This window comes from Paenibacillus sp. PK3_47, from assembly GCF_023520895.1.
In the GTDB taxonomy this organism is placed as follows: Bacteria; Bacillota; Bacilli; order Paenibacillales; family Paenibacillaceae; genus Paenibacillus_AQ.
This window is the reverse complement of the sequence record NZ_CP026029.1, coordinates 6,373,292-6,397,424: the sequence shown is the minus strand read 5'-3', so window position 1 is coordinate 6,397,424 and position 24,133 is coordinate 6,373,292. Positions and strand designations below refer to the sequence as shown.

The window sequence follows — 24,133 nt, the reverse complement described above, 5'->3', positions numbered from 1 at the left end:
TTGGTGCAAGAGCATCCGGTATAAACCAAGTGTCATTAACTCACATCCTCCCTCCCATCCCTTATATCCTGCGGATTATGAAGTATTGATTATAGCTGTACTTTTCAGAGGTGACGTATAATTTCGGAGATCAGAGTTATGCGCTTATCAAATTTATTTTCAATAAGGAGAGGTTCTAATCATTGTGAAAAAAACAAAACGCCTGTCAGCCATGTTTGTAAGCTTCCTGCTCCTGGTATCGTCCGTTCCCTTACCTATGTCGGCAGAGGAAGTGACAGATCCCTACAGCGGGATGATCAGCATTCAGAGCAAGTGGAAAGGAAGTGTCTTCGGTGATGTGGGGGGTCAGGACAAAATTACGCCAGCGAACTTTGGGATCACCGAGCAAGGCGAAGGAACAGTTACACTCCGCAGCTCGAATGACAGAGGAAAAATCTCGGGCAGCACCGAAGGAATCGCTTATTACTATCAGGAGATCGATCCGGCAGTGAATTTTGAATTAAAAGCAACAGCCCATGTAGATACTTGGACGGCCAATAATCAGGTATCCTTCGGCATTATGCTGCGGAGCAGTGTGTGGGACAACCAATCCGGAGCCTACACTGGTGATTATGTATCCGCAGGTGCATTGGACCAAGAAATGAAAGCGTTTCACAAGTCACAGGGCGGCAGCTTGCAGAAGCTTGGACTTACGGCTGCAAACCGGCCGGCCCAGGGCGAAGATTACGAATTAAGCATCAAGAAAACCGGGAATTTGTATACGGTGCAGATCGGCAGTGAAATCAAAATCATTGATAGCTTTGCGGGCTCTATACAATATGCCGGTCTTTATACCGCCAGAAATACGGCAGTCACCTTCCGGAACGTTCATTTGATCCAGGAAGGAGCAGTGGATTTGGGACCTTGGGCGTTCAGCGCCTTTGGAGGCAATACCAGCCCGGTTAAAAACTCCGAACCGATTGTTGAGGATCAGTCTACAGTAACGATGTCTACTTACGGCGGTAAAATCTCCAGCAGCGATGAGGGATTATCTTTTTATTACAAAGAGCTTCCCGCTGATCTGAACTTTGAGCTAAAAGCCCGGGCAAGTGTCACTGCATTTAATACTAACAGTACCGTCAGCACACCTAATCAGAAATCCTTTGGACTCATGATTAGGGATACGGTTGGAAACCATGGAGAATCCGGCACTACCACCTCCAATTATGCTGCTGTGGGTGCGCTGGATTTAGCGATGAAAGGATTTTATAAGAAAAATACACAAGTCAAACTGAATCCGTATAGCGGGAGTAATGTCCCGGCTGCGGGTGAAGTCTACGATCTTAGCATCAAAAAATCGGGCAGTACTTATTCTCTAAGTGTCGACGGCCAGACGGAAATCGTGACACTGGAGGATACGTTTACCGGTACGCTTTTTGCCGGAATTTATGTGGCCAGAGATGCAACGGTAACTTTTAGCAATCTGGACATCCAGGCTGAGACCACAAAGGTAATCAGCCTGTCTGCCGATACGGGCGGAATGACGAAAACCTCTTATTTGGTTGGCGAACCCCTGGACCTGAACGGACTGGTCATTAAAGCTTTGTTCTCAGATAACAGTGAAGCCACCCTTTCTCCGGCTGATTACATCGTTACCGGCTTTGACAGCAGCAAGGCTGGGGAGAATACCGTGACCATTCATTATAACGGTGCTTCCGCAGATATCTCACTGCAAATTCTGCCGTTATCCATGACCTCATTATCTGTAAAATATGAGCCGGCCAAAACGGTCTATTATCCGGGGGATGCTTTTGATCCGGAGGGGTTGGTTCTTGCTGCTGTTTATAATGACGGCTATCTCAGCAAGGAGCTGACTTATGACCTTTATACCCTCTCCATCGGCGGACAACCGGTGACGGAACAGCTGCCCTATACATTCACAAAATCAGGTTCGCATGAAGTCATGATCACATCGGCTGAGAACCCGGCCATCACTACATCATTTAACGTTGACGTCATTGATGCTTCCCTATCCAAATTAGAGATTAGACATGAGCCCAAACAAACCGTCTATTACATCGGTGATTCCCTTCAATTAGAAGGTTTAGTCCTGTATGCGCATTACTCTGATCACACTCAAGTAAGACTGACCAAAGAGGAGTACACCGTCTCTCCCCTCAATACCTCTACACCAGGAGAGAAGGAAATCACGGTAACTCACAAAGGAATAACAGCAGCTTTCACGGTTAAGGTTAAAATAAAGCAGCTCACAGGCATCGAAGTCACAAGCTATCCGGCAACCACCTTTTTCATTAATGATGACTTTAACAGCGATCATCTGACCGTATCGAAGGTGTACGACAGCTCGGACCGGGAAGTTCTAAGCGGTTTTACGCTGGACAGCTCCAGGTTCAATAACCAAAAGGCCGGAGTCTATGAAATTAGAATCATACCAGAGGATTCGTCCATACAGCCCATTACGTATGCAGTCACGGTAAAGGAAAAGATTGAGCCTGTCTGGCACAGTATCTCTTTCGGCCAGTCCACCTCTGCGGCTAACAACACAGTGGTTCAAAAAGAAGACGGCACTGTAGAGCTGATCGCCCTGGAAGGCGGCGGTAAGGTCACTGAAGACCACGATGGCATTACCTTCTACTACACAGAGCTCGATGCTGAAGAAGATAATTTCGTGCTGTCCGCAGATATAGAGGTGCTGGCGTACGCCAAAACTCCATATGACGGACAAGAATCCTTCGGCATTATGGCGCGTGATGCTATTGGGACATCCGGGAACAGCAGTGTATTCGCTTCGAATATCGCAGCGGTCGGCGGCTACAGCGGCGGGACCAAAAGTCCTCTGGGAACCCAGCTGTTCGTCCGCTCCGGCGCCCTGAAATCCGATGGAACCGGAAGCCAGGGCATTAAGACAATTATGCTGAAAAATGAGCGGCCTGCACCCGGCAATACGGTCCCTGCAGCGCCTTACCGGCTAACGCTGTCGAAGACGAATAGCGGTTTCACAGGAAGGCTTAATAACGATCAGGAATCCATCATCTTTCAGCCCGATATCCTTAACGTCCAAGACTCCAAAATGTATGTCGGATTCTATGCCGCCCGTCTAGCTACGATAGACATCCGCAATATCGAGTTGACGGTGACAAGCGCCGCTACAGATCCACCTAAAGTTGAACCCCCGGCAGCGCCGGTTACGCCAAGCTTGAGCATATTGTCTCCTAGCAAGACCTCTATACCGGAATATCAGATGATTGTGCGTTCTAATGTCAGCGGAACCTTAACCGTGAAGCAGGGATCGAAGATGATCGCACAGGATATCGGGGCGATAGCCGGTAAGCGCCTTGCGGTTCCAGCGGTAATCGGTGAACAAGGGGATACGAACTTCAGCGTTACTTTCTGGCCGGAGGATACCCAGTATTTGACCTCTTACGATAAAATCGTCCAGAACTTCACCGTAACCAGAAACAGCTATGGCGAGGGAACAGATATTTATGTATCTCCTGCAGGAACAAGCGCCGGGGATGGAACCACCGCGCATCCGCTTGATCTTGATACCGCGATTGATTATGTCCAGCCAGGTCAGCATATTATTGTGCTTGACGGTCATTATGTGCGCAAATCACCGCTTGTCATTGCAAAGTACAATGATGGTACGGAGGCTGCCAAAAAGGTTCTTGAAGCTGCACCGGGTGCAAGGCCAATCATTGATTTTGATAAAAAAACAGAAGGTGTGCTGCTCAGCGGGAACTATTGGCATGTGAAGGGTCTGGATTTTACCCGTTCAGCGGCCAATACCAAGGGCTTTACGGTTGGAGGCAGCTATAACATTGTTGAAAACAGCCGCTTCTATGCGAACGGTGACACAGGCCTGCAGATCAGCCGGACAGACGGAACCGCACAAACAATAGCCGAATGGCCATCATATAACTTGATTCTGAACAGCACCTCCTTTGATAACCGGGATCCGTCCGACAATAACGCAGACGGCTTTGCAGCGAAGCTGACTTCCGGAGTAGGGAATATTTTCAGAGGCTGTCTGGCACATAATAACATTGATGACGGCTGGGACTTATATACTAAGGCAGGCTCAGGCGCGATCGGTCCCGTAATCATCGAGAATAGCGCTGCCTTCAATAACGGATATTTAACCGACGGAACGGCAGGTGCCGGGGATAAGAACGGCTTCAAACTGGGTGGAGAAGGCATTCACGTCCCTCATATCATCCGTAATTCCATTGCTTTCGGCAACGGCGCTTATGGTTACACCAGTAACAGTAATCCGGGAGTTATTGCTGTTAACAACACCGGATTTAATAATACCCGCGGGAACCTTAGCTTCACCACCTATGACCAGATTACTGCAGACTTTAAGATCGACGGCTTTGTATCCTATCAGACGAAGAGCATTGGCAAAGACCAGTATCCTGCTTCGCTGGCTGCAGACCATAACTTCATGTACGATGGTGCCGTGTCAGTCAACAAGTCGGGCAAGCAGCTGACAGAGGCTAACTTTGCAAGCCTGCAGCCGGTGACCTCTTATTCGAGGGATACGGAGGGAAATATCATCTGGGGTGATTTCCTGAAGTTCATTCCTTTTGAAGATCCGGGTACGCAACCAGAGCCTGAGCCGGAACCGGAGCCAGAACCAGAACCAGGGACAAATCCGTCACCAAGCCCTTCGGCAACGCCGGGTCCTTCCCCTGCACCGGAGCCGACGGCTACACCAGATCCCTCAGCTGCACCGGACACTGGCAGCGCCGGATCAGTCATTAAAGATTCTTTAACTACGGCCCTCCTGTTGGACGGCAGCGTCAGAGTTGAATTACCCGTAAATGTCAGCACAGGAAAAGCTAGAGCTGTGCTGAATGATTCCTCTCTGCAAAAGATAATGACTTTAGCCAAAGCCAATGCTGCTGGTGAAAAGACGATCCGGATTCAGCTGACCGCTGAGCCAGCTGAGAATATGAAGGAAGTTGAGCTAAGCCTCCCTGCTTCAGCATTTCGCTCAGATGCTGCGCCTCTGCAGTTTGAGATTAGTTCATCCTTAGCGGCGGTTAGTTTATCTGACAGTATATTCTCTGCAGAGATGCTGGACGGTGCAAGCACTGTGACCTTATCGTTAAGAACCGTAGATGCTGAAGGGCAGCTAAAAGCTAAGTTAGGCGGCAGTCCGCTTGTGGAAGTTAAGCTTCATCTGGAAGGCGCAAAGCTGCAGCCTGATACTCTGCAGTCAGCCATAGAGATCGGGCTTCCGCATGCACCAGCCGTTCCTGCAGCCAATAATGCCTTTATTGTGGTCTGGAATGTAGATGACAAGGGAATCATCCAGCCTGTAATTAGCGCGGAGTATAGCAGAGAGAAGCAGCAAGCCATTTTCTTAACAACACACTCTTCCGGTCAGTATGCAGCGGTCTATAATCACAAAACCTTTGGGGACATTTCCCCTTCCCACTGGGCAAAGTCCGCAGTTGAGGTGCTTGCTTCCAAGGGCATAATTAATGGTGTGTCAGACACTGAATTCAGACCGGAACATTTCGTAAGCCGTGCAGATTTCGCAATTTTACTCGTTCGGAGTCTTGGACTTAACGCGCCGGAAGGAGCCGGATTCACGGATGTGTCACCGGGGGATTATTTCTATAAAGAACTTATGACTGCCCAGAAGCTTGGAGTGGTTACAGGTCAGCCAGGTGGTCTTTACCATCCGAATCAGCCGGTATCCAGACAAGAGATGTTTGTGATGACAGCCAGAGCTCTTAAGGCTGCAGACGGCTTGATAGAAGGTGCGGTCACTGCCTCTCTATTAGACAGCTTTACGGATCAGAACGAAATCTCCGCTTATGCGGCAGATGATATTGCGACCTTGGCAGCAGCTGGTCTTATCAAGGGGAACGCCCGGCAGCAGCTTCTGCCTGCTGCACATTCGACGCGTGCTGAAGCCGCCATGCTGATGTATCGAATTCTTGTGCAGCAATAAAGGTAACCTAAAACTGACCAGTCGGTAAAAGAAACAAAGACCGGAAGAAAGCATTCAGCTCTCTTCCGGTCTTTTTCTATGCAGGATTATCCCTCAAATCCGTTCCAATGCGTTACTTCTTCCAGCGGCAATCTCGCTGTGGAGTGGGCTGCAGCTGAGGCTTTGCCGAGAGAGATCAGCATTACAGGCTCGTATCGCTCCGGAATGCTGAACAATTCGCGTAATTTATCGGGAAGAAAACCGCCCATAGGCACGGTATCGTAACCCTTTGCTTTGGCAGCCAGCATCAGCTGCATGGAAACCAGACCGCCATCGACCAGGGCGATTTCCTTCAGTTTCTCAACCGGCATGCTTGAATAGCCATCCCTGCTGCGTTTGGCCATCGCCGCTCCCACTTCCGCTGTGATATAACCGGCCGCTACGGCTTGTTCATTAATTTTATCAGCATTGCGATAGGCCTCAATATCGCCAAGTACAACAATGGTAGCCGATGCCTCTGCAACCTGTTGCTGATTATAGGCGATTGGCAGCAGCTGCTGCTTCAGCTCCTGATCCGTAATAACGATAAAGCGCCAAGGCTGCAAATTAGAGGAGGATGGTGCCAGAATGGCGTCACCAAGAATCTCCTGAATTTCTTCTGCGGAAATTATCCAGGATGGGTCATACTTCCGTACGGAATGCCGTTCCCGGATCACCTTGTTAAATGCCGCTTCCGTTTTGAGCTCTACTGTCATTGTTAAACTCCTCCTCTTTCTCATCCGGTTGAATTATATTCTGTGCTTATAAAAGCACAGTTAACGCCAAAAAAAATTATATATCCCTACTATTTCGGCTGATGAGGTGATTAACTGTGATTTATTATGCACAGTATAACCTCATAAAATTATCCCGTCAACAATCTATTTTTCGCACTACATCAGCCAGTGTATGTTTTTTCAATACCGCCATCATACTCCGGTCCATTTCGGCAAGAATACCGCTGTAAGCTTCCTGCATCTGCTCTCCCAGCGCATTGCCGCACATCGGCTCGTTCACCGCTTTACTGCATGATTCGGCCGTCTCAAGTGCCTGATAAATTTCGGCAAGTGTCAGCTCTTCAGGATCACGGTTAAGGCCGTAGCCGCCTTCACGCCCTTCTTTGGTTACCAGAATCTGCGCTCGCGTCAGCTTCGCCATCGTCTTTCTCAGCAGCGTCGCCTCAGAGGAGAGCAGCTCGGCCATTTCACAGCTTGAGCAGGTATCGCCTTTACGGGCCAGCACTACAAGTGCCTGCAGCACCAGTCCGAAGGATTTATGCGGGAAAGCGCCGCTGTTTCGTGTTTTTGTCATACCGGTGTTCCTTTCTGACTCATTGATGTACGTTAAGTATAGAACGCCGGAGACTATTTTGGCAAAAAAGAAAGCCTTCACGCTAACGATCACAGGTATGGGCTGGAGTTTATAACTCAAACATTTAATCCAAGCAAAAGCCTGCCGAAGCAGCAGTCTCAGGCTGTCGAGAAGGTCCTGGAAGCCTGATTTATGTAATTTCGCTTTCATACGACACCGCGTTAACTAATGCCGGCCCAACCTGTCGCCTCAACCTGTCGCCTTAACCCCACCAGCATATATTGATTACTTGACAATGATAAGGCTAACGGACATCAGGTCCGTTATTTTGCTCTGGAGGTGTGTTTTGGAATTCTAACGGACTCCAGATCCGTTATTACAACCGAAAAGGCGCTATTTATCCCAATATTGGCAGAATAAAGGAACTACGGTCCGTTAGCGGTAGAAGCGGGGCGATTATCAGCAAATAACGGACACAGTGTCCGTTAGCGCAAGAAAGTAGACGAGGCTTATCACAGATCCAGTTTCCGTTAGCATGATAAAGGGACGGCGCGTATAACGGATGTAGTGTCCGTGTTTAGCATGGAGGGTCGCGCCCGATAGCCTTATGTGCCCGCCCAGTCATTGCACCGGCACGTACGGAGACATTGAAGCACAGAAAAGAAACCCCAAGTTATTTAAAAGCTGGGTTTATCTGCACCCTGAGCCTGCCGATTCGGCAGGCTTATTTGTCTCTACTATAGCCTCTAATTTCAAGTTGCTTACTACCTCGAAGAATAGTTAAAAATGATGGCTTTATGCGTACCTTCATCGGGTTATCGCCTGCATTTTTTCATTTTGTATGCTCTCTTTAAAATATGTAAGTTCCATATATTCGTAGTTATATGTTATGCAGTAAGCGGGATACTGCCTCAAGTTTTTCTGAGCACAATTTTACGGTACATCCCTCGCATCAGGAGGGGCTGGTCCTCGTTAATAGTCAGCTGGCCCTTACGGGGAAGTATCAGCAGATTAAAGTCCCGGCCAATGTCCGTTCCGAGAACTGAAATCAGCGGACGTAACACTTTTATTACCGGTGACATATGCCCGTCAGGTGCAAATTTATCGAAAATAACAATTTTGCCGCCACTGCCTATGACGCGTACGATTTCCTGCATGCATCGTTCTGCGTCTAGCACTACGGATAAGATCAGGTTTGCGATTACTACATCGAATGCAGCATCCTCAAAACGAAGATCTGGCGCGTCCATCTCTAAAAAATTTATATTCCCGCCTTCTTTGACTTTCGAGCGGGCTTCAGCCAGCATTTCCGGAGAAAGGTCGATGGCGGTGATCCATGGACCTTACCCTGAGATTAAAGGTAAATCCGTACCCGTTCCAGCTCCAACCAATAACACACGCTGGCCTGGTTGCAAATCAAGGCCGGATAATGCCTTTACCCGCGTCCTGGCAAAAGCCCCTGAATTGAAAACCCGGTCATACAAAGGAGCCCAAAGCCTGTAGATGATTTTATTCCAGCGATTGTCCATAAGTTCAGCCCATCAATTTTAAAACTGATTTTCATTTGTTTTTGTATGGATGCTCTTTAACACAGAAAACCCGCGCTAAGCGCGGGTTTTGGTGGCATTCTTTTAGCAAAGGATATCAATATTGTGTCAATAAAAAATCAATGTCCCATACCGTGACTATTTATTGTAATTGTTCCGCCAGATGAGGTGTAGCTGCTGCTGATCACACTGTCAGCACTTGCAGCAGTCAGAATTGCAAATGAACTAATCAGCAATACGGTTGTCAACAACAAAAGCTTCTTTTTCATCGTTAAACTCCCTCTCTATGATTTTTTTCATTATGTAGTGGTACTCCTGTTGCTGGTCAGCACTGGCATCGGCTCTGACAAGCTCATAAAAAGCAATGGCTTTTTGGAAACCTGTCCCATCTCCCAGCTTACTACTGAGTACAATATTCTCAAGTGCCAGGTTTATTGCATGAACAGTTTTGCCCCGTTTATATAGGTAGACGGATAACAAATATACAAAATCTATATAATACCTAACATCCACTTCTGGTGATTCGGCACTGACTTTTTCCACGTCACGCTGTAACTCTTCCAATGCCCAATCCACTGAATAACTGAATTTTAGAGCAGAGTCCAGAATGTTCATCAAACCGGCTGTCAACTCTTCCCTGTCACAAACCTTTAAAAATTCTACGTATTCAGGCAGTACTTTTGTGTTCCCTTCGAGAATCTCAATAACATAGGCATTCGCAATGGCAGTGCTCTTATAAAATTCGATCTCAGATAGCGATTCTTCATCATCAAGCCTTGTCCAGCTCAAATCTGAATACTTCGATATGCACTCCCTTGCGCGGGCATAATTGCCCATCTTCTGCAAAGCAATACCCTTCGCGCATAGACTGAATCCGAAATAATAGGCCAGGGATCTCCTTAGCCCTCTTGCCTCTATTCCCTGTGAACTTGTTCCATGAATCACTGCGACGGTTCCGAAAAGTTTGTCTGCTATTTCAATCATTGCTGTCCAATTATGCAGCGAGAATGAAGCCTTGAGCATATCTGTTAAAGAATCAGCGTTCATATCACCAAGTTCCAGCAATTTCAATTTCACCCCTTAAGTACCATATTATGCCATATATGATACTCCTATTCCTTCCTGTGGTCAAATAAAGACTTAACATTAATGATGAAACCTAACCCTAAGCATCTCTTTTACAATAAAAAACAGTAGCTAATGTAATGAAGCACAATGTCCACAGCATTAAAATACCTGTCCCTTGTATAGGTGTAAGGGCATGTACTTCATCAGGGTGAGGCATCATGTACATATAATATCCTGCCGTATCCGGAAAATAGCTGAGCAGAAAATTACCCGACAATGGACTGGCAAGGAAGTAATAACCAAGCAGCATCACTAAAGCTGGAGTGGTTCTTCTAAATAAAGCGCCTGCAGCCGCACTGAGAAGTGTGGTTAAGGTCAGATAGCCTGCTGCACCTGCTAATGCTGTAAGCATTGTGTCTATTTCGATAACTGCAGCTGTCTCTCTCATCATAATAAAAGTATATAGTACACCTGACGCAGCAATAATAAGCGACGCAGGAACGGTTATAATGGCCAATGCCAAAAGCTTTCCAAATAATTGAACCCCGCGCCAAGGTATTGCAGTTAAAGTAGCCCTAATTTGTCCACCCGCATATTCCGAACAAGCAGTCAGGATACCAAGAATTATAAACCCGGCTTGAAGATACCTCATAGAAGCAAGTCCTATATCCAGTATACTTTGAGCCCCTGCTGTTCTTTGCAGACCGGCTGAAGTAAAGGCTGCGGCTAAAGCTATATTGAAAAAGAATGTACCTGTAAGCATGCGCCAAATCCATGGTAAAGTAATTAATTTATACAGTTCAGCACCTAGGATTCGTTGTATCTTTTTGCTAGAAGAGACATTCATGATGCAATGTCCCTCCTTTGGAATACAGCAGCTGCAACAATGAAAAGAACAATTACCCAGGCTAACATGACTAAGCCGCCAGTGAACGGGGGATGAAATCTATCACTCATTAATATAAACATTTCAACACCAGCCCGATCGGGTAAGTAATACGCCAATGTTGTAGCCTTGGAGAGCAGAACACTTAATGATACAACGGATGAATTAATCATGAGCACAGCAAGCGGAATCATAGCATTCTTAGTTAGTACAGTAAAACTGAATGCCAAAAGAGCAGTAAATATCCAGTAACAAATGGCACCCGTAAGTTTGAACCATTCAAATGACGGGGTATAATCACCAAGAATTAGATGTGTTGCTGATAAAGTTGTCACTATTGCAACCATACACAGCAGTATGCTGATCACTGTTACAGCGCCTGCTTTTGCCAACAAAAAATAAATCCGGGATGAAACAGCAGCCAAACTTGTTGTAATCTGCCGTCCTCCACCCGATTCACTGCTCTCTGTTAAAAACTCGCTGCTGACAGCAAGCACACCCGCAATAATGACACCCTGCACACCAAGAGCTAATCCGATATAACCAACCTCCGGCAGCCGTGAGCTGACTCCAGCTATAATCTCCTCTTTTTGCGCAGCACTGTCCAAGGCAGCGATGACCGCAGGGGCAAATGCTCCAATAAGAAAGGCGAGCCAAATACCCGGCAGGGAGAACAATTTAGAGAGTTCCGCTTTAAATGCTCTCATACCACATTACCTCTATGTTCAGATGTTAGGGCAAAAAAGGCATTCTCCAGCGTAGAATGGTTACCTATGACTTCTTCCAGCGTTCCATCTGCAACGACTTTTCCATGATTAATAATGACCACATCATCAACCGTCTCTGCAAGCTCTCCCATGAGATGGCTGGATAGCAATACAGTGTTACCTGACGCAGCGCGTTGACGTAAGAATGAACGGATCCAGCGGATACCTTCCGGGTCGAGCCCGTTCACGGGTTCATCTAATATTAATATTTCGGGATCACCAAGCAGGGCAGCTGCCATCCCAAGTCTTTTCCCCATACCAAGGGAATACTTTCCGGCTCTTTGGCCGGCACTATCGCTAAGACCCACGATTTCCAGAACCTCCTCGACGCGTGAGCGGGGCAAGCCTGCGGCAAGGGCCATCCAGCGCAGATGTGCGCGTCCTGTCCGCATAGGGTGCGCTCCGGATCCATCAAGTGCAGCACCTACTGTTGCCAGAGGATTATGTAATTCTGCAAACGGTTTTCCATTAACTAATGCACTGCCAGAGGTGGCACGGTCTAATCCAAGCAGGATACGGAGTGTAGAGCTTTTACCTGCCCCGTTAGGACCTAAAAAACCGGTTACTCTTCCAGGTCTGGCTTTAAAACTGATACCTGATAAAATTTCTTGAGTTCCGCGGCGTTTGACTAAATTATGAATGGTAAGCAACCATAACACTTCCTTTCTGTTATGGTTCTAAGTATAGAGAAGCAAAGTAACATCTCCGCTATCAGCCCGTTTAATTTTGGGTTAACTCTAGGTTAAGCACGGCCAATAGCTATGCTTGTGCCATTTTCATTGGATGTAAAGTCTGCTTTCAGCTTCATTTTTTTCAGTATATAAGTTGAAGCCGATAGTCCAATTCCCGCCCCGCGCCCGTAGGAAGAGTTATCCATCCCCGGACCTCTGTCGGCAACAATGATCTGTTCTTTTACTGTATCAACCACAATGTGTGCATATTTACCCTCTGCTGCATGGCGGAGAATATTCTGAAATAAGTTATCCAGAACCCGTGTTAACCATTTAGGGTCTGCTTCCCAATAAAAAGTCTCCCCGGCCGGTATATCAGCATCGATCTGAATTTCTTGTTCTTCAAGAACAGGATACCAGGCAGCAACAGATGCTCTTACTAGACGTACAATATCTGTTGGAGCGGGCTCAAAAGGATATTTTCCTGAGGTCAGCAATGTATAGGAAAGTAAATCATCCATCAGATCTCCGGCTCTAGTAATCGTATGGTCCATCTCTGCCAATGAGTGTTGTCCTTGTAAACTTACTGACTCTTTATTTAATCTGGTGACATGTCCTCTCAGAATGGTAAGCGGCGTCCGTAAGTCGTGTGATAAATTCGCAATGAGCCGGTGCCGTAACAATTCCTCTTCCGATTCCCGCTTGCGGCTGTCTTCAAGCTGCTGAATCATCCAATTAAAAGAGCTTCCTAACTGGTCTATTTCATCCATACGATCAATTTGAACAGATACGGGTTTGGGAAAGGAGCGTTGATTAGCTGAAGACATAGCTTCCTGTAAGCCGGTGAGACGTTTGCGGAGTCTCAAGAAGAACAGCCAGGACATTACCACAAAAGCGGCAATAATAAAACCAAATAATAGCAATGTAACGTAAAATAGATTTAACGTATTCAGTTTTCCGCCTTCGATAGATAACCCAAAGAACGCAGAAAAGAAAATTAGCACCATTGGGGGGAAAAAGATAAATAGAAAATGACCTTTTAGAAAACGGCGGAATAAAGATCTGTTCTGTTTCATAATTTCACCCGATAGCCTATTCCCTTGAGGGTTTCAATAATCTCAGGGGCATCCGGATTACGTTCCAGCTTTTGACGCAGCCGGCGGATATGTACCATTAATGTTTTGTCACCAGTGAGATAGGGTTCTTCCCAGACAGCTTCATAGATTTGTTCTTTTGGCAAAACTTTATTAGGGTGGCGTAAGAAGTACAGTAAAATTTGATGTTGTTTCCCTGTTAATATGATTTCTTCTCCTGATCGTTTGTCATATACCATTTGGGCTTCCGGATCTACTTCAATATGAGTTCCTAATGAAATGCGTTCAGAGGATGATCCCCCGCTTCGGCGGATTAATACTTCTAATCTTGCAACTAATTCATCCGTATGGAATGGCTTTGTGACATAATCGTCAGCAAACTGCAAACCGTCTACCTTATCATCTAATGATGTCCGGGCAGACAACAGCAAAATAGGAACAGCAGGAGCTACCTTTTTCAATCGTCTTCCCACAGTAAATCCATCTAAACCAGGTAACATGATGTCCAAAATAACGATTTCATACTGATTCACTTCTTTTTCGGCCCCTTCACCAGAAAGCAGCCACTGAACTGAAAATCCCCGCTGTTCCAATTCTTCCTTTACCCAATTGCCTATTTTCTCATTATCTTCAATGTATAATACGTTTCTTTTCAAGTATGAACCTTCTCTCTAAAGTATGTACTGTTTTGGATACTGTCTCAGTCTTATCATAAGCAGAATAATCCCCAGCTTGCAAACTTCCCGGGAAACCGGAATGATTTTATCGTAAATCAAAAAAGCCGCTAGTATGCGGCTTTTAATTTCATGAGTACTCATGGAAAAAGACTATTCGCTCAGGCTTGGTTTCTTGCGTATGCTGGTCAGTTCAAAAGCCTCTTTAGGAATTCCCAGCTCATGCGCCCTCTTCTTTTTTATAACCATCGCTTGCTGCAGGCTTGTGGCTTGAAATTCGATGGTGGTCCCGGACGGAGCCTCAAATGCATAGTAGCTTTTTTTATTGGACATTCACTTAGCGCCTCCTTAGATGATATGAATTAATATTTATAGGATTGTCCGCCATCGATCGGGATCACTGCTGCATTGATAAAACCGGCCTCATCTGATAACAGGAACGCCACCAGGTGGGCCACTTCCTCCGGTTTTCCAAAACGTTTCATCGGGTTAACACTTACAAATTCTTTGCCTGCTTCTTCCCAATGGTCACCGCCCATTTGTTTTAAAGAGGCTTCAACCATTGGTGTCATGATTGCACCCGGGGCAATCGCCTTGATGCTTATACCGTATTGGCCGTATTCGATACCTGAATTTCTGGTTAATCCCACAACACCATGCTTGCTTGCCGCGTAACCCGACTGGTTTCCCACACCCCGGATCCCGCCGACAGAGGCTGTATTGACAATTGCGCCATACCCTTGATTTTTCATTACCTCCAAGACATATTTTAGTCCATAAAATACACCGTCAAGGTTGATTCTAACGACTTTATGGAATTCATTACTTCCGTAATCAGCCGTCGGGTTTTGTTTCCCTTCGATCCCTGCATTATTGTAGAATCCGTCGATTTTGCTGTATTTTTTGACGGTTTCATTCACATAGTTTTTGACTGCTTCTTCATCTGATACATCCGCGGTTACCAAAAGCACTTCCGCTTCAGGTGCAGCTTCCAGCACGAATTGCCGGGTTTCTTCCAAAGAGCCGGTGTTTAAATCGACTAACGTCAATTTTGCGCCTTCTTTGGCGATTTGTACTGCAGATGCCCGGCCTAATCCGGAGCCTGCTCCTGTAATGATTACCACTTTATCGTCAAAGCGTTTACTCATATTTGATAATTCCTCTCTTTTCGCAAATTCTTTCAATACCATTTAATCAGAAATTATTATGTGCTTTTGTTTAAAATACATTCGTGATTTCACCAAAAAAAGCCCCCTGTATCTACAGGAGGCCATGCACCTTGCGCTCTGTTATTCCAGTAACAGCTCCCAGGTTAAAGGAGTTCCGCGTTTAAGATCCCTGTTTATTTTTTTCCCTAACAGCAGATCATAGTATTTCGGTTCCAAACCAAATCCTGGCCGGATCACTCTTATGTTTTCTGCCGTCAACACTTCACCTGCACGGATATCCCTGGAAATATAAATGGACCGTCGGAATTGAAGTGAATGTTCTTCTTCTTTCGTTGGACCGGTTGAAACTTTACCCAATGACTTCCAGGCCGTGTCCGTTTCTTTTACAAGTGATGCGAATTCATCAGGCTCCAGGGAAAAGGCAGAATCAACGCCGCCTTCTTCACGGTTAAGGGTAAAATGCTTTTCAATGACGGTGCTTCCCAGCGCTACACTTGCCACAGCTGCTCCAATTCCCAAGGTGTGGTCGGACAGACCGACCTGACAATGAAAAACCTCTCTTAAATAGGGGATCGTATTCAGATTCGAGTTTTCAGGCGAAGCGGGATAGCTGCTCGTGCATTTTAACAAAATATAATCCTTGCAGCCTGCAGCCGATATAGTGTTAACGATGTTTTCAATTTCACCAAGCGAAGCCAATCCGGTTGAAATAATCATTGGTTTTCCTGTAGAAGCGACTTTTTTTAATAATGGAATATCATTGTTTTCGAAGGAGGCAATTTTGTAGCAGGCCGCATCCAGGGATTCCAAAAATTCAAGCGAGGTTTCATCAAAGGCTGTACTGAACGGAATCATCCCCAATTTCTTACAGGTTTCAAAAATCGGCTGATGCCATTTCCATGGAGTATGCGCCTCTTTATAGAGATCAAATAGAGACCTTCCTTTCCAAAGTCCGCCTGATTCGATCCTGAAGTCTCCGTCCTGGATAGGAAGAGTCATCGTTTCCGGAGTATACGTTTGAATTTTAAACGCATGCGCCCCGGCTTTTGCCGCTGCCTTTACAATATCCAATGCCCGCTCAAGCGACTGATTATGATTTCCTGACATTTCAGCTATGATAAAAGGAGGATTGTCCTTTCCTATATGTCTGCTGCCGATCTGTATTTCCTTCATTTGCCCCCGCAACCTCCTCCTTCAAAAATTCACTTTGCTGCTCCCATTGTTCCTTGAAAAGGCTCATCAACACGACATCTACATATTTATGGTTTCTTAAAATTTGCCTGACCAGCCTGCCTTCTTCAGCAAAACCTAATTTCCGGTGGTAGGACAGGCTCTTCCAGTTAAAGTCCAGGATTTGGGCGCATACCTTCCGCATTGGTTGTTCTTTAAAAATGTAATCCAAAGCCAAAATCCCCATGATTTTGCCGGAACCGGCGGGGCAGGATTTATCTCCGATATAAAATCCCCATTCACAAGTATGGTTCTTGGAGTCTATTCGTGAAAAGCTTACCAAACCAACGGGTTTTTCCTGATAAAAGCACAGCTTCAGCACTTTACTGGCGTCTTTCTCTACAGCCTTCACCCAGGCAATATGCTCATCTAGCGGAATAATGTCATCCTGATTCATAAAGGGCCGTATATGATCCGCATTACGCCATTCCCATACAAGGTTTATTTCGTCAGGGCCTAATTGCTTCAGTGTATAATCATTAATGGATGGCATGGTCCCCTCCCATAATCAGGTCTACAACCGCACCCCATTTATCCTCCCCCATCAGCTGGAGGGCTTGCCGGGACATCTCCTTCACCAGAGCGGGGCTGGTAAGCAGCTTATTGATTTCATGCTCAATTCTTTCCGGTTTAACTTCAGCGCTGTCACCCAAGCAAAACGTCGCCCCTTTATCATGCACGTGTTGTGTGATTGCTCTCTGGTTATCTGCAGTTACAATGGAAAGTGAAGGCAGCCCTAAATAACACCGCTCCCAGGTGGAGCTTCCGCCCGCCCCGATGGAAAGATCGGCCTTTCCCATCAGCTCAGCCATGTTATCGATCTGACAGTGAAACCATGCATTTGCCATATGGCTGCATAGGTCTTCTATAAGAACCTTGTTTCTGTTATTTTTACCTGCTACCACGTCAATGGATAAATAAGAATATTGGGGTTTATTTAATACCTGCAGTGTTTTTAATGTGTCATTAGTAGGATCTGTGCCGCCAAAAAAGACAAGTATTCTGTGGATTCTGCCATCGCGTGCTGCTAACTGCTTTCGCACTGTCCGAAATTCCGGCCGAAGGATTGCATAACCGGTCCCTACCAATTGAATGCAGCTGTCCGGGACCAGAGCATGATACCGGTCTTCGTCACTGGAACTATTCGGATCCAATACAATGCTGCATAGATGCGGCCGGTCAGCCAAATCATCGATCACTATAATCTTCGCCGCATTCGCTTCAATTAATTTTTCCCATCTTAGATCGATTCCGTAATGGTCAATAATCAGGCAATCCACTGGAGTGCATGCAGTAAGGATTTGTGCAGTTTCCAGCGCATCGGTCTTGAAGTCCACTTGCAGCCAGGATGGATAAGCCTCTTCAGCCTGAAAAGGCAGTATAAATACTGGATAACCTTTGTTCCTGATATAGTCTGCCAAGTTCCCGGGTAAATCACGGCAAACAAATGAAACTTTAGCATTCCTGGCTTTAAGCTCATCGGCAAGCGTCAGGCAGCGCATGACATGCCCCGTGCCCATCTCATAGGAAGAATCGACCCGGAAAAAGATGTTAATGCCCGGAAAATATCCTGTTACCATGCCGTCCAGCCGCCATCAACCGTTATATTCCCACCCGTTATATAATCCGAGGCAGCAGAAGCGAGAAGAACCATAATTCCTTTCAGATCCCCGGGTTTACCGATCCTGCCCAAGGGATTTTTGGCTTCAAGGTTTTTGATGAATTGCACATTTGCTTGAACGGCCGGATGGGGAAACGGACCCGGTGATACTGTATTTGCCCGAATCCCATATTTACCGTAGTGGCAGGCAATATAACGGGTGAACTGATTAATTGCCGCTTTACCTGCCCCGTAATTAGCCGGGTTATCCATCCCGCTGCCGCCATAGACTTCAGGGTTAGGAGAGACTGCACCATACATGGAGGATACATTAATGATCGAACCCTTTTTTTGCTCCATCATGTAAGGCAATACAGCTGCAGTACATCTGAAAGTTCCATTGATCGTTCCATCCATCCCTTTCAGCCATTCGTCCTCACTCATGGAGATTAAGGGCCCCGGCGAGCTGAATGCCGCATTATTAACCAAGATATCTATACGTCCTGCAGTCTCATAAATTTGCTGAAAACATGCTTTTACAGATGCCTCTTTTCGGATATCGATGTATTCACCAAAGCACTTGGATCCAGTTGTTTCTGTAAGCTTCTCCGCCAAATGCCTGCATTTTATTTCATTTGAACTTACGATATACACAGCAGCACCGGCCTCGGCCAGACTTTCTGAGATTGCTTTTCCTAAATAACCCGCACCACCTGTCACGACCGCCGTTTGACCTTTTAAACTGAAAAGTTCATGAATTGCAGTCTCCATGTCAACTCCACATCCTGGGGTCAATAATCTTTAGAGGAACATCAGCGAATAAATGACGGATCTCTTGCATTCTCTCTTGATTTAGAGGAGGTAACTCCATCAGTCTCAGATTATCCCGCAATTGCCCTATCGTCTCACACCCGACAATGATCCGGGATATACCTGGAAGATCTCTTACAAACAGAAAGGAAAGCTCCTTTATGGATATTCCTGTTTCTAAGCTGTATTCAGATAAGGATTCCAAAGGCACTTTGGCTAATTTCAGCGGTTCAGGAAGATTCGCAGCATCCATTAACAATAGTCCTTGGAGATAGATACTGCGTGCAAATACCTCTATTCCCTTTTTGGAGAGCGTTTCAAGCATTCCATTTCCAATCAATCTCTGGTCAAACAAATTAACGGGGAGCTGGATGCAGTCAAAACAATCGAAGTCTAAAAACAGCTCAATATCCTGCAGATCATATACCGAAACGCCTAATTTATGAATAATCTTTTGTTCCTTCAGTTCACGGAGAATTGTGAGGATCCCGCCGCTCTGGTAGTACATATCCCCGGGATCATGTAAGAGGCAGGTATCTAAAGCGCACAGCTGTAAATATTTCTGAGAAGACGCGATGGAGGAATACACAAACTGTTTTCGCTCTTCTTCCGTTTTGAGACCTAACCTCTGTATAGAAGGAAGCTTCGTCACAATATTAGGCCGGCTGTTCAACTCCATTCGTTTCAAACAGTTTCCAATGATTCGTTCACTATCCCCGTATCCCGGTGCAGTGTCCAAATAACGAATCCCTGAGGCAGCAGCATACTGAATCAGTTCGCAGCTTTTTTGGAAGGACGGCATACCCGCTATATTCGCAATGCCGTATTTCCCGCCCAATTGAGCCGTCCCGAGCATAAGTTTAGAATGGTTCATCATCTTTAGCACCCGACTCTTTATGGTTATATGAATGTAGTGACTTCATTAAGCTTATGAATCAGCGATGGATCATCCAGCCATTTCACTTTGATTTCCCTATTCATATCCGCCAGCTGCGGGTTACTCAACAGAAAAGACTTTAATTCTTCAAAATAAAGCGGACGTTTTCCTGCATCCAGACCTTTATATAGGTTCTCCAGCAGTTCTAAATCCTTGGCTTCATCCAGGGTTAATCTCCAATCCGGCATAATCCATTGTTCAGGAAGATCAGCCGAATTCACATGAAACAGTGCCGGGTTGTTCATAAAATAAAATGACAGATATTCGGTATAAGTACGATCGGCGGAGTGCTCTAATAAATGCACCAGTCGTTTAAGGGCTTCAACAGTAATTACATCTCCGGCAGTACCGATGGTAGACTTCTTTGCATGGGTGAAATCGGCTCCGCTTGTTATATGCTGATTGGTTAAAAACGCGAGGATTTCTGGAGATATAGCCGGATTATCACCTGTGACGCGGACAACAATATCTGCATTTGCTGCTTCGGCGGCTTTCAGCATTCTTGACGCAACATCAGCCGGGTCTCCGGTAACGATTTGCACCCTGTTATCCAAATTATAACCCGTAAGCGGCTGATCCTCCGGAAGATCAGAGGTTGCCAGGACTACCTGATCACAATCAGGCATTGCCAGGCAATTGATCAGACATCTTTCTATCGCTGCAACACCATGAACAGGCAGCAGAGCCTTTTGCCGAAGTCTGGTGGATTTCAATCTGCAAATGACTACAATGCAAACTTTGGGTTTTTTAACCATATCAGGAGAGATGGGTGTATCTGCAGGAATATATAATTTTGAGATAAGGGGGAATTGTTCTGCATGTTGTGCCCTAAATGCGTCAGGTACGGAAGAGCGCTTATATATTATTTTATCTGGCGAAATGATCTCACCGGGACGAATCGCTTGTCTGGACACTATTCTAAAGGAGGAATCTTCAAGATACTTTCTTTCGGATTCTTTGACTTCCAGGCTGCCGTATACCACCTCTGCTCTGCGCAGCTTCTCAACCATTACTTTGAATTCATGCGGTTCCAGTGCGGAATAATAGTCGATCCCTTTCGCTGAACGGTTAATGGTAATATGCTTCTCAATGACTCCGGCTCCCAATAAATAGGCATAGACAGGCAGGTCTATGGCCATTTCAGTGGCGGCATCTTCGTGATCGGCAAAGCCAACTTCCAGCTGATATTTTTGTTTGTAATAAAAGAGACGGCTAAGATTGGAATCTTCTGTCCGCGTAGGATATCCCTGAAAACCATGCATTAAAATGAGCGGACCTTTAAAGTTATTTTTAATAAAAGATAGCTGTTGATCCATTTCTTCTTCAAACCACCCCCCCACACCTATTAATATGGGTTTATCAAACCGCTTCAACGCTTGAATTAAAGCTTCCGACTGCAGCACTGTTGCTGCTAATTTCAAGCCGTCGACCAGGCTTTCAAGCTCCGCTAATACTTCAACTCCCCATTCATCGTATATGTCCGCCCAAACTTCCAAGCCCAGACTTTTCGCAAGCTTTAGCGCATCGGCCCATATCTCCTTATCAATAAACAAATCAGTGTAAAGCTGATAATGAATAAAGTCCGGTGTTGCGATACTGTCGTACTTAAACCACTGAAATTTCACCCCATCTGCGCCGCTGTCTGCGGCGGCAATGATCAATTCTGTCAGTCTTGCAGGGTCACCCAGGTGGGCATTGGCAATCTCGGCAATCACTTTTACTCTGGCCACTTCGCTCACTCTCTTCTTTGGTTGGAATAGTAGCTGATCACCTTCTTCACAGCATCAACAACATCTGCCATATCACGATGATCCATCCCGGCATATAGAGGGAGAGTAATAAATTGTTCATAACAGCTTTCAGCAACTGGACAAATGGCTTTTTGAAAACCTAAGCTTTCGTAATAAGGATGATGATAGACAGGGATATAGTGGACATTAACACCGATATTTTCCTTTTGCAGTGCTTGAAATATCTCTTTCCTGCCGGCAGTTAGTCTGGAAAGCTGCAGTCTTAGAATATACAGATGCCAGCTTGAATCGACATAGGACAGCTGATGCGGAAGAACGATCTCTTCTATTGAAGCCAGTTCTTTGGTATAGAACTCCGATATCTGTCTGCGCTTCTCTATAAAACTCCCGATTTTTTTTAATTGTGATATGCCCAGTGATGCTTGAATATCTGTAATCCTGTAGTTAAATCCGAGGAACTGCATTTCATAATACCAGGGTCCATGGTTTTTCTGTAACAGCTTTTGGTCTCTTGTTATGCCGTGTGTGCGGAATTGCAGCAGTTTCTCATAGTACATTGGGTTATCTGTAGTAATCACCCCTCCTTCTCCCGTTGTTATATGCTTTACAGGGTGAAAGCTGAACATCGTCATGTCGCCAATGGAACCAATCGATTTATTCTTATATTTTGCGCCAAGCGCATGGGCAGCATCTTCAATGACAACCAGGTTGTGTTCTTTGGCGATTGTGAGGATTTCATCCAGCTCGGCCGGCTGGCCCGTAAAATGAACCGGAATGATGGCTTTTGTATGTGCTGTTATCCGTTCCTTTATCCGTGCGGGATCCAGATTATAGGTAAACGGATCAATATCTGCGAATACGGGTGTACCTCCCAGGTATAATACACAGTTAGCAGAAGCTGCAAAAGTCATTGGAGTGGTAATCACCTCATCCCCTTCGCCGATCCCGGCTGCATAACAGGCACCATGTAAAGCTGCTGTTCCGCTTGTGAATGCCACGGCATACTTTGCTCCTGTAAAGCTTGCGATGTCAGCTTCAAACTGTGCAATGGCAGGCCCGCTTGTCAGGTGATCACTTTGCAGTACCTTAATCACCGACTGGATATCCTCCTCATCGATGACTTGTTTTCCATAAGGCAAGTAACGGGCACGTACGGGAGTTCCTCCATGGATGGCTAATTTACTTATGTTCATGATTATAACGCTCCATTAATTGATGAATTAAATGTAAAAGCTCTTCACCGGAATGCCGTACTTGATACGAATGCAGCAAAAACCTCTTCTTCACTTCTTCATACTTTAATTTCTCTTCTTCCGTTGTAAAATATAAAGAGACGGTGTTAATTAATTCTTCCGGTTCGTTCTGAATATAGTTTTCCAGGGTATTATAATAATCGTATTCACGATTTGCAGTAATGAAATAATAGACGAAGACAGGCTTATTAAATAACAAACCTTCCAATGCCACGGTGGAAAGTGTAGCGATGACACCATCTGAATGCAGAATCAAATCCCGTGTATCTACTTTTCTATCCTGGATCACATGGACAGATTTATGCTTCTGTTCCAGGTCTGTATAGAGTGATATCAGTTTTTTGGATAGCTCCCACGGATGAGGTTTAATGATGACCTGGAATTGTCCGCCCGCAACCAGCTCCGTCACCAGCGTCTGTATCTTACGGGCATCTAACTGGGGGCCTGTAGCTACTAATAACGTGATTTTGTCCGGATCAAGATCAAACGCTTCAAAAATTGCCGGATCAGGCTGTCGTGTAGAAGCAAAAATTTCATCATAACGGGGATGGCCGATCACTGCGATCCGTTGTTCTTCAAGCCCTCTTGTCACATACCACGCTTTTTCATATTCTCCGTATACCCCAACATGACTAGAGAACACGGGAATAAAGGCTTCTTCCCCCATTAAAATCCCATGCTGCAGGCAGATGCCGGGGATTCCCTTCATACCTCCGATGATTGCAAGAGACCGGCTGACAACATCTTCTGTTGTGCCTATCAAGACAGCACCAACCGGGTTTTGATCGTAAAGATTAAAAACCGTTTCTATGGTATCTATAATCCCGGGAATCCGCTTAATGAAGGTTTGACTGAAAAAAGGATGGCCGTACGCCGGATGTTCTTCATATTTTGCAAAAATTGAGGCTGCTGATTGGACCAGCTCTTCGGCCGCGGATCTGGTGTCACCCTTAAAATTACCAATATAGAGATTTGGAATTCCGAAGTACTCCGGTGCTCGGGAACGCGACAATATTAATGTATGATCTGGACTGAAATGTTCGTTTAATGTTTTCTCGGAAATTCTTGTGTAGTCCAGATTGACCAGGAGCTTTCCCTTTGAATTTGTCTTAAATGTCCGGTTTAAAGGTGCTGTCATTTTATCGAAAAAAGGTTGAATTCCGCTTAGCTCCTTTATGCCCGGATTGTTCAATTTCGCTGCAAAATCTTCCTGCTCCATATTACTTCTAAGCTCATCATTAATTTGCTGATAGAAATTCGTCATGAGCGCCAAGGGGATATCTCTATATTTTAATTCTTTGAAAACATGGATGAATTCACTATAAAGAGACCAGTAATTGGATAAGTAAACAGACATCCCGTCAGATCCCTCCCCTATG

Annotated in this window: 20 protein-coding genes; 1 reads left to right on the top strand and 19 read right to left on the bottom strand. The window is 45.6% G+C overall.

The genetic code is table 11. From position 1 onward, the window contains the following. Positions 1-184 precede the first annotated feature (184 nt). The gene (locus tag C2I18_RS27725; protein ID WP_249898918.1) at positions 185-5,968 is read left to right on the top strand and encodes a bacterial Ig-like domain-containing protein; all 5,784 of its coding nucleotides are present in this window, start codon (positions 185-187) and stop codon (positions 5,966-5,968) included. A gap of 86 nt (positions 5,969-6,054) precedes the next feature. Here C2I18_RS27725 and C2I18_RS27720 read toward each other — a convergent pair whose 3' ends face one another. The 19 genes from C2I18_RS27720 to C2I18_RS27630 form a co-directional block, all read right to left on the bottom strand. Beyond that, complete coding sequence (locus C2I18_RS27720) at positions 6,055-6,702, bottom strand: nitroreductase family protein (protein WP_249898917.1); 648 nt, start codon at positions 6,700-6,702, stop codon at positions 6,055-6,057. Between the two features lie 157 nt (positions 6,703-6,859). Further along, on the bottom strand, positions 6,860-7,297 hold the full coding sequence (locus C2I18_RS27715; protein WP_249898916.1) for an RrF2 family transcriptional regulator: 438 nt from the start codon (positions 7,295-7,297) through the stop codon (positions 6,860-6,862). A gap of 911 nt (positions 7,298-8,208) precedes the next feature. Further along, positions 8,209-8,604, bottom strand: coding sequence for a class I SAM-dependent methyltransferase (locus tag C2I18_RS27710; RefSeq protein WP_249898915.1), 396 nt, complete (start codon positions 8,602-8,604; stop codon positions 8,209-8,211). Positions 8,605-9,069: 465 nt separating this feature from the next. After that, positions 9,070-9,915, bottom strand: a complete 846-nt coding sequence (locus C2I18_RS27705) for a hypothetical protein (RefSeq protein WP_249898914.1) — start codon at positions 9,913-9,915, stop codon at positions 9,070-9,072. A gap of 94 nt (positions 9,916-10,009) precedes the next feature. Then, entirely contained in the window at positions 10,010-10,759 is a 750-nt protein-coding gene (locus C2I18_RS27700; RefSeq protein ID WP_249898913.1) for an ABC transporter permease, read from the bottom strand. Continuing rightward, entirely contained in the window at positions 10,756-11,505 is a 750-nt protein-coding gene (locus C2I18_RS27695; RefSeq protein ID WP_249898912.1) for an ABC transporter permease, read from the bottom strand. The genes C2I18_RS27700 and C2I18_RS27695 overlap by 4 nt, the downstream gene beginning before the upstream one ends. Beyond that, on the bottom strand, positions 11,502-12,224 hold the full coding sequence (locus C2I18_RS27690) for an ABC transporter ATP-binding protein (protein WP_481857853.1): 723 nt from the start codon (positions 12,222-12,224) through the stop codon (positions 11,502-11,504). The genes C2I18_RS27695 and C2I18_RS27690 overlap by 4 nt, the downstream gene beginning before the upstream one ends. 83 nt (positions 12,225-12,307) lie before the next feature. Then, on the bottom strand, positions 12,308-13,312 hold the full coding sequence (locus tag C2I18_RS27685; protein ID WP_249898910.1) for a sensor histidine kinase: 1,005 nt from the start codon (positions 13,310-13,312) through the stop codon (positions 12,308-12,310). Beyond that, entirely contained in the window at positions 13,309-13,986 is a 678-nt protein-coding gene (locus C2I18_RS27680) for a response regulator transcription factor (protein ID WP_249898909.1), read from the bottom strand. The genes C2I18_RS27685 and C2I18_RS27680 overlap by 4 nt, the downstream gene beginning before the upstream one ends. A 171-nt stretch (positions 13,987-14,157) precedes the next feature. After that, on the bottom strand, positions 14,158-14,337 hold the full coding sequence (locus C2I18_RS27675) for a hypothetical protein (protein ID WP_249898908.1): 180 nt from the start codon (positions 14,335-14,337) through the stop codon (positions 14,158-14,160). Between the two features lie 29 nt (positions 14,338-14,366). After that, positions 14,367-15,152 carry an SDR family oxidoreductase gene (locus tag C2I18_RS27670; RefSeq protein ID WP_249898907.1) on the bottom strand — a complete coding sequence of 262 codons (786 nt, stop codon included), beginning with the start codon at positions 15,150-15,152 and terminating at the stop codon, positions 14,367-14,369. 141 nt (positions 15,153-15,293) lie between these two features. After that, positions 15,294-16,346, bottom strand: coding sequence for a pseudaminic acid synthase (gene pseI / locus C2I18_RS27665; protein ID WP_249898906.1), 1,053 nt, complete (start codon positions 16,344-16,346; stop codon positions 15,294-15,296). Further along, positions 16,282-16,896, bottom strand: coding sequence for a UDP-4-amino-4,6-dideoxy-N-acetyl-beta-L-altrosamine N-acetyltransferase (gene pseH / locus C2I18_RS27660; protein ID WP_249898905.1), 615 nt, complete (start codon positions 16,894-16,896; stop codon positions 16,282-16,284). Before pseH ends, pseI begins: the two co-directional genes overlap by 65 nt. Next, on the bottom strand, positions 16,883-17,983 hold the full coding sequence (pseG, locus tag C2I18_RS27655; protein ID WP_249898904.1) for a UDP-2,4-diacetamido-2,4,6-trideoxy-beta-L-altropyranose hydrolase: 1,101 nt from the start codon (positions 17,981-17,983) through the stop codon (positions 16,883-16,885). Before pseG ends, pseH begins: the two co-directional genes overlap by 14 nt. Next, positions 17,977-18,774 (bottom strand): SDR family NAD(P)-dependent oxidoreductase, encoded by a 798-nt coding sequence (locus tag C2I18_RS27650; protein ID WP_249898903.1) that lies wholly within the window; start codon positions 18,772-18,774, stop codon positions 17,977-17,979. The genes pseG and C2I18_RS27650 overlap by 7 nt, the downstream gene beginning before the upstream one ends. A 1-nt stretch (position 18,775) precedes the next feature. Beyond that, positions 18,776-19,690, bottom strand: coding sequence for an aldo/keto reductase (locus tag C2I18_RS27645; RefSeq protein WP_249898902.1), 915 nt, complete (start codon positions 19,688-19,690; stop codon positions 18,776-18,778). A 23-nt stretch (positions 19,691-19,713) separates the two neighbouring features. After that, the gene (locus tag C2I18_RS27640; protein WP_249898901.1) at positions 19,714-21,489 is read right to left on the bottom strand and encodes an N-acetylneuraminate synthase family protein; all 1,776 of its coding nucleotides are present in this window, start codon (positions 21,487-21,489) and stop codon (positions 19,714-19,716) included. Further along, on the bottom strand, positions 21,486-22,694 hold the full coding sequence (pseC, locus tag C2I18_RS27635) for a UDP-4-amino-4,6-dideoxy-N-acetyl-beta-L-altrosamine transaminase (protein ID WP_249898900.1): 1,209 nt from the start codon (positions 22,692-22,694) through the stop codon (positions 21,486-21,488). Before pseC ends, C2I18_RS27640 begins: the two co-directional genes overlap by 4 nt. Further along, positions 22,681-24,111, bottom strand: a complete 1,431-nt coding sequence (locus C2I18_RS27630) for a CDP-glycerol glycerophosphotransferase family protein (RefSeq protein WP_249898899.1) — start codon at positions 24,109-24,111, stop codon at positions 22,681-22,683. The genes pseC and C2I18_RS27630 overlap by 14 nt, the downstream gene beginning before the upstream one ends. Positions 24,112-24,133: the final 22 nt, after the last annotated feature.

What these genes read in the sequence shown, in the direction of transcription:
- C2I18_RS27715 (WP_249898916.1), bottom strand. Translation starts at nt 7,297, where the DNA reads ATGACAAAAACACGAAACAGCGGCGCTTTCCCGCATAAATCCTTCGGA.
- C2I18_RS27645 (WP_249898902.1), bottom strand. Translation starts at nt 19,690, where the DNA reads ATGATGAACCATTCTAAACTTATGCTCGGGACGGCTCAATTGGGCGGG.
- C2I18_RS27670 (WP_249898907.1), bottom strand. Translation starts at nt 15,152, where the DNA reads ATGAGTAAACGCTTTGACGATAAAGTGGTAATCATTACAGGAGCAGGC.
- C2I18_RS27630 (WP_249898899.1), bottom strand. Translation starts at nt 24,111, where the DNA reads ATGTCTGTTTACTTATCCAATTACTGGTCTCTTTATAGTGAATTCATC.
- C2I18_RS27675 (WP_249898908.1), bottom strand. Translation starts at nt 14,337, where the DNA reads ATGTCCAATAAAAAAAGCTACTATGCATTTGAGGCTCCGTCCGGGACC.
- C2I18_RS27710 (WP_249898915.1), bottom strand. Translation starts at nt 8,604, where the DNA reads ATGCTGGCTGAAGCCCGCTCGAAAGTCAAAGAAGGCGGGAATATAAAT.
- pseG (WP_249898904.1), bottom strand. Translation starts at nt 17,983, where the DNA reads ATGGTAACAGGATATTTTCCGGGCATTAACATCTTTTTCCGGGTCGAT.
- pseH (WP_249898905.1), bottom strand. Translation starts at nt 16,896, where the DNA reads ATGCCATCCATTAATGATTATACACTGAAGCAATTAGGCCCTGACGAA.
- pseI (WP_249898906.1), bottom strand. Translation starts at nt 16,346, where the DNA reads ATGAAGGAAATACAGATCGGCAGCAGACATATAGGAAAGGACAATCCT.
- C2I18_RS27685 (WP_249898910.1), bottom strand. Translation starts at nt 13,312, where the DNA reads ATGAAACAGAACAGATCTTTATTCCGCCGTTTTCTAAAAGGTCATTTT.
- C2I18_RS27695 (WP_249898912.1), bottom strand. Translation starts at nt 11,505, where the DNA reads ATGAGAGCATTTAAAGCGGAACTCTCTAAATTGTTCTCCCTGCCGGGT.
- C2I18_RS27700 (WP_249898913.1), bottom strand. Translation starts at nt 10,759, where the DNA reads ATGAATGTCTCTTCTAGCAAAAAGATACAACGAATCCTAGGTGCTGAA.
- C2I18_RS27720 (WP_249898917.1), bottom strand. Translation starts at nt 6,702, where the DNA reads ATGACAGTAGAGCTCAAAACGGAAGCGGCATTTAACAAGGTGATCCGG.
- pseC (WP_249898900.1), bottom strand. Translation starts at nt 22,694, where the DNA reads ATGAACATAAGTAAATTAGCCATCCATGGAGGAACTCCCGTACGTGCC.
- C2I18_RS27650 (WP_249898903.1), bottom strand. Translation starts at nt 18,774, where the DNA reads ATGGAGACTGCAATTCATGAACTTTTCAGTTTAAAAGGTCAAACGGCG.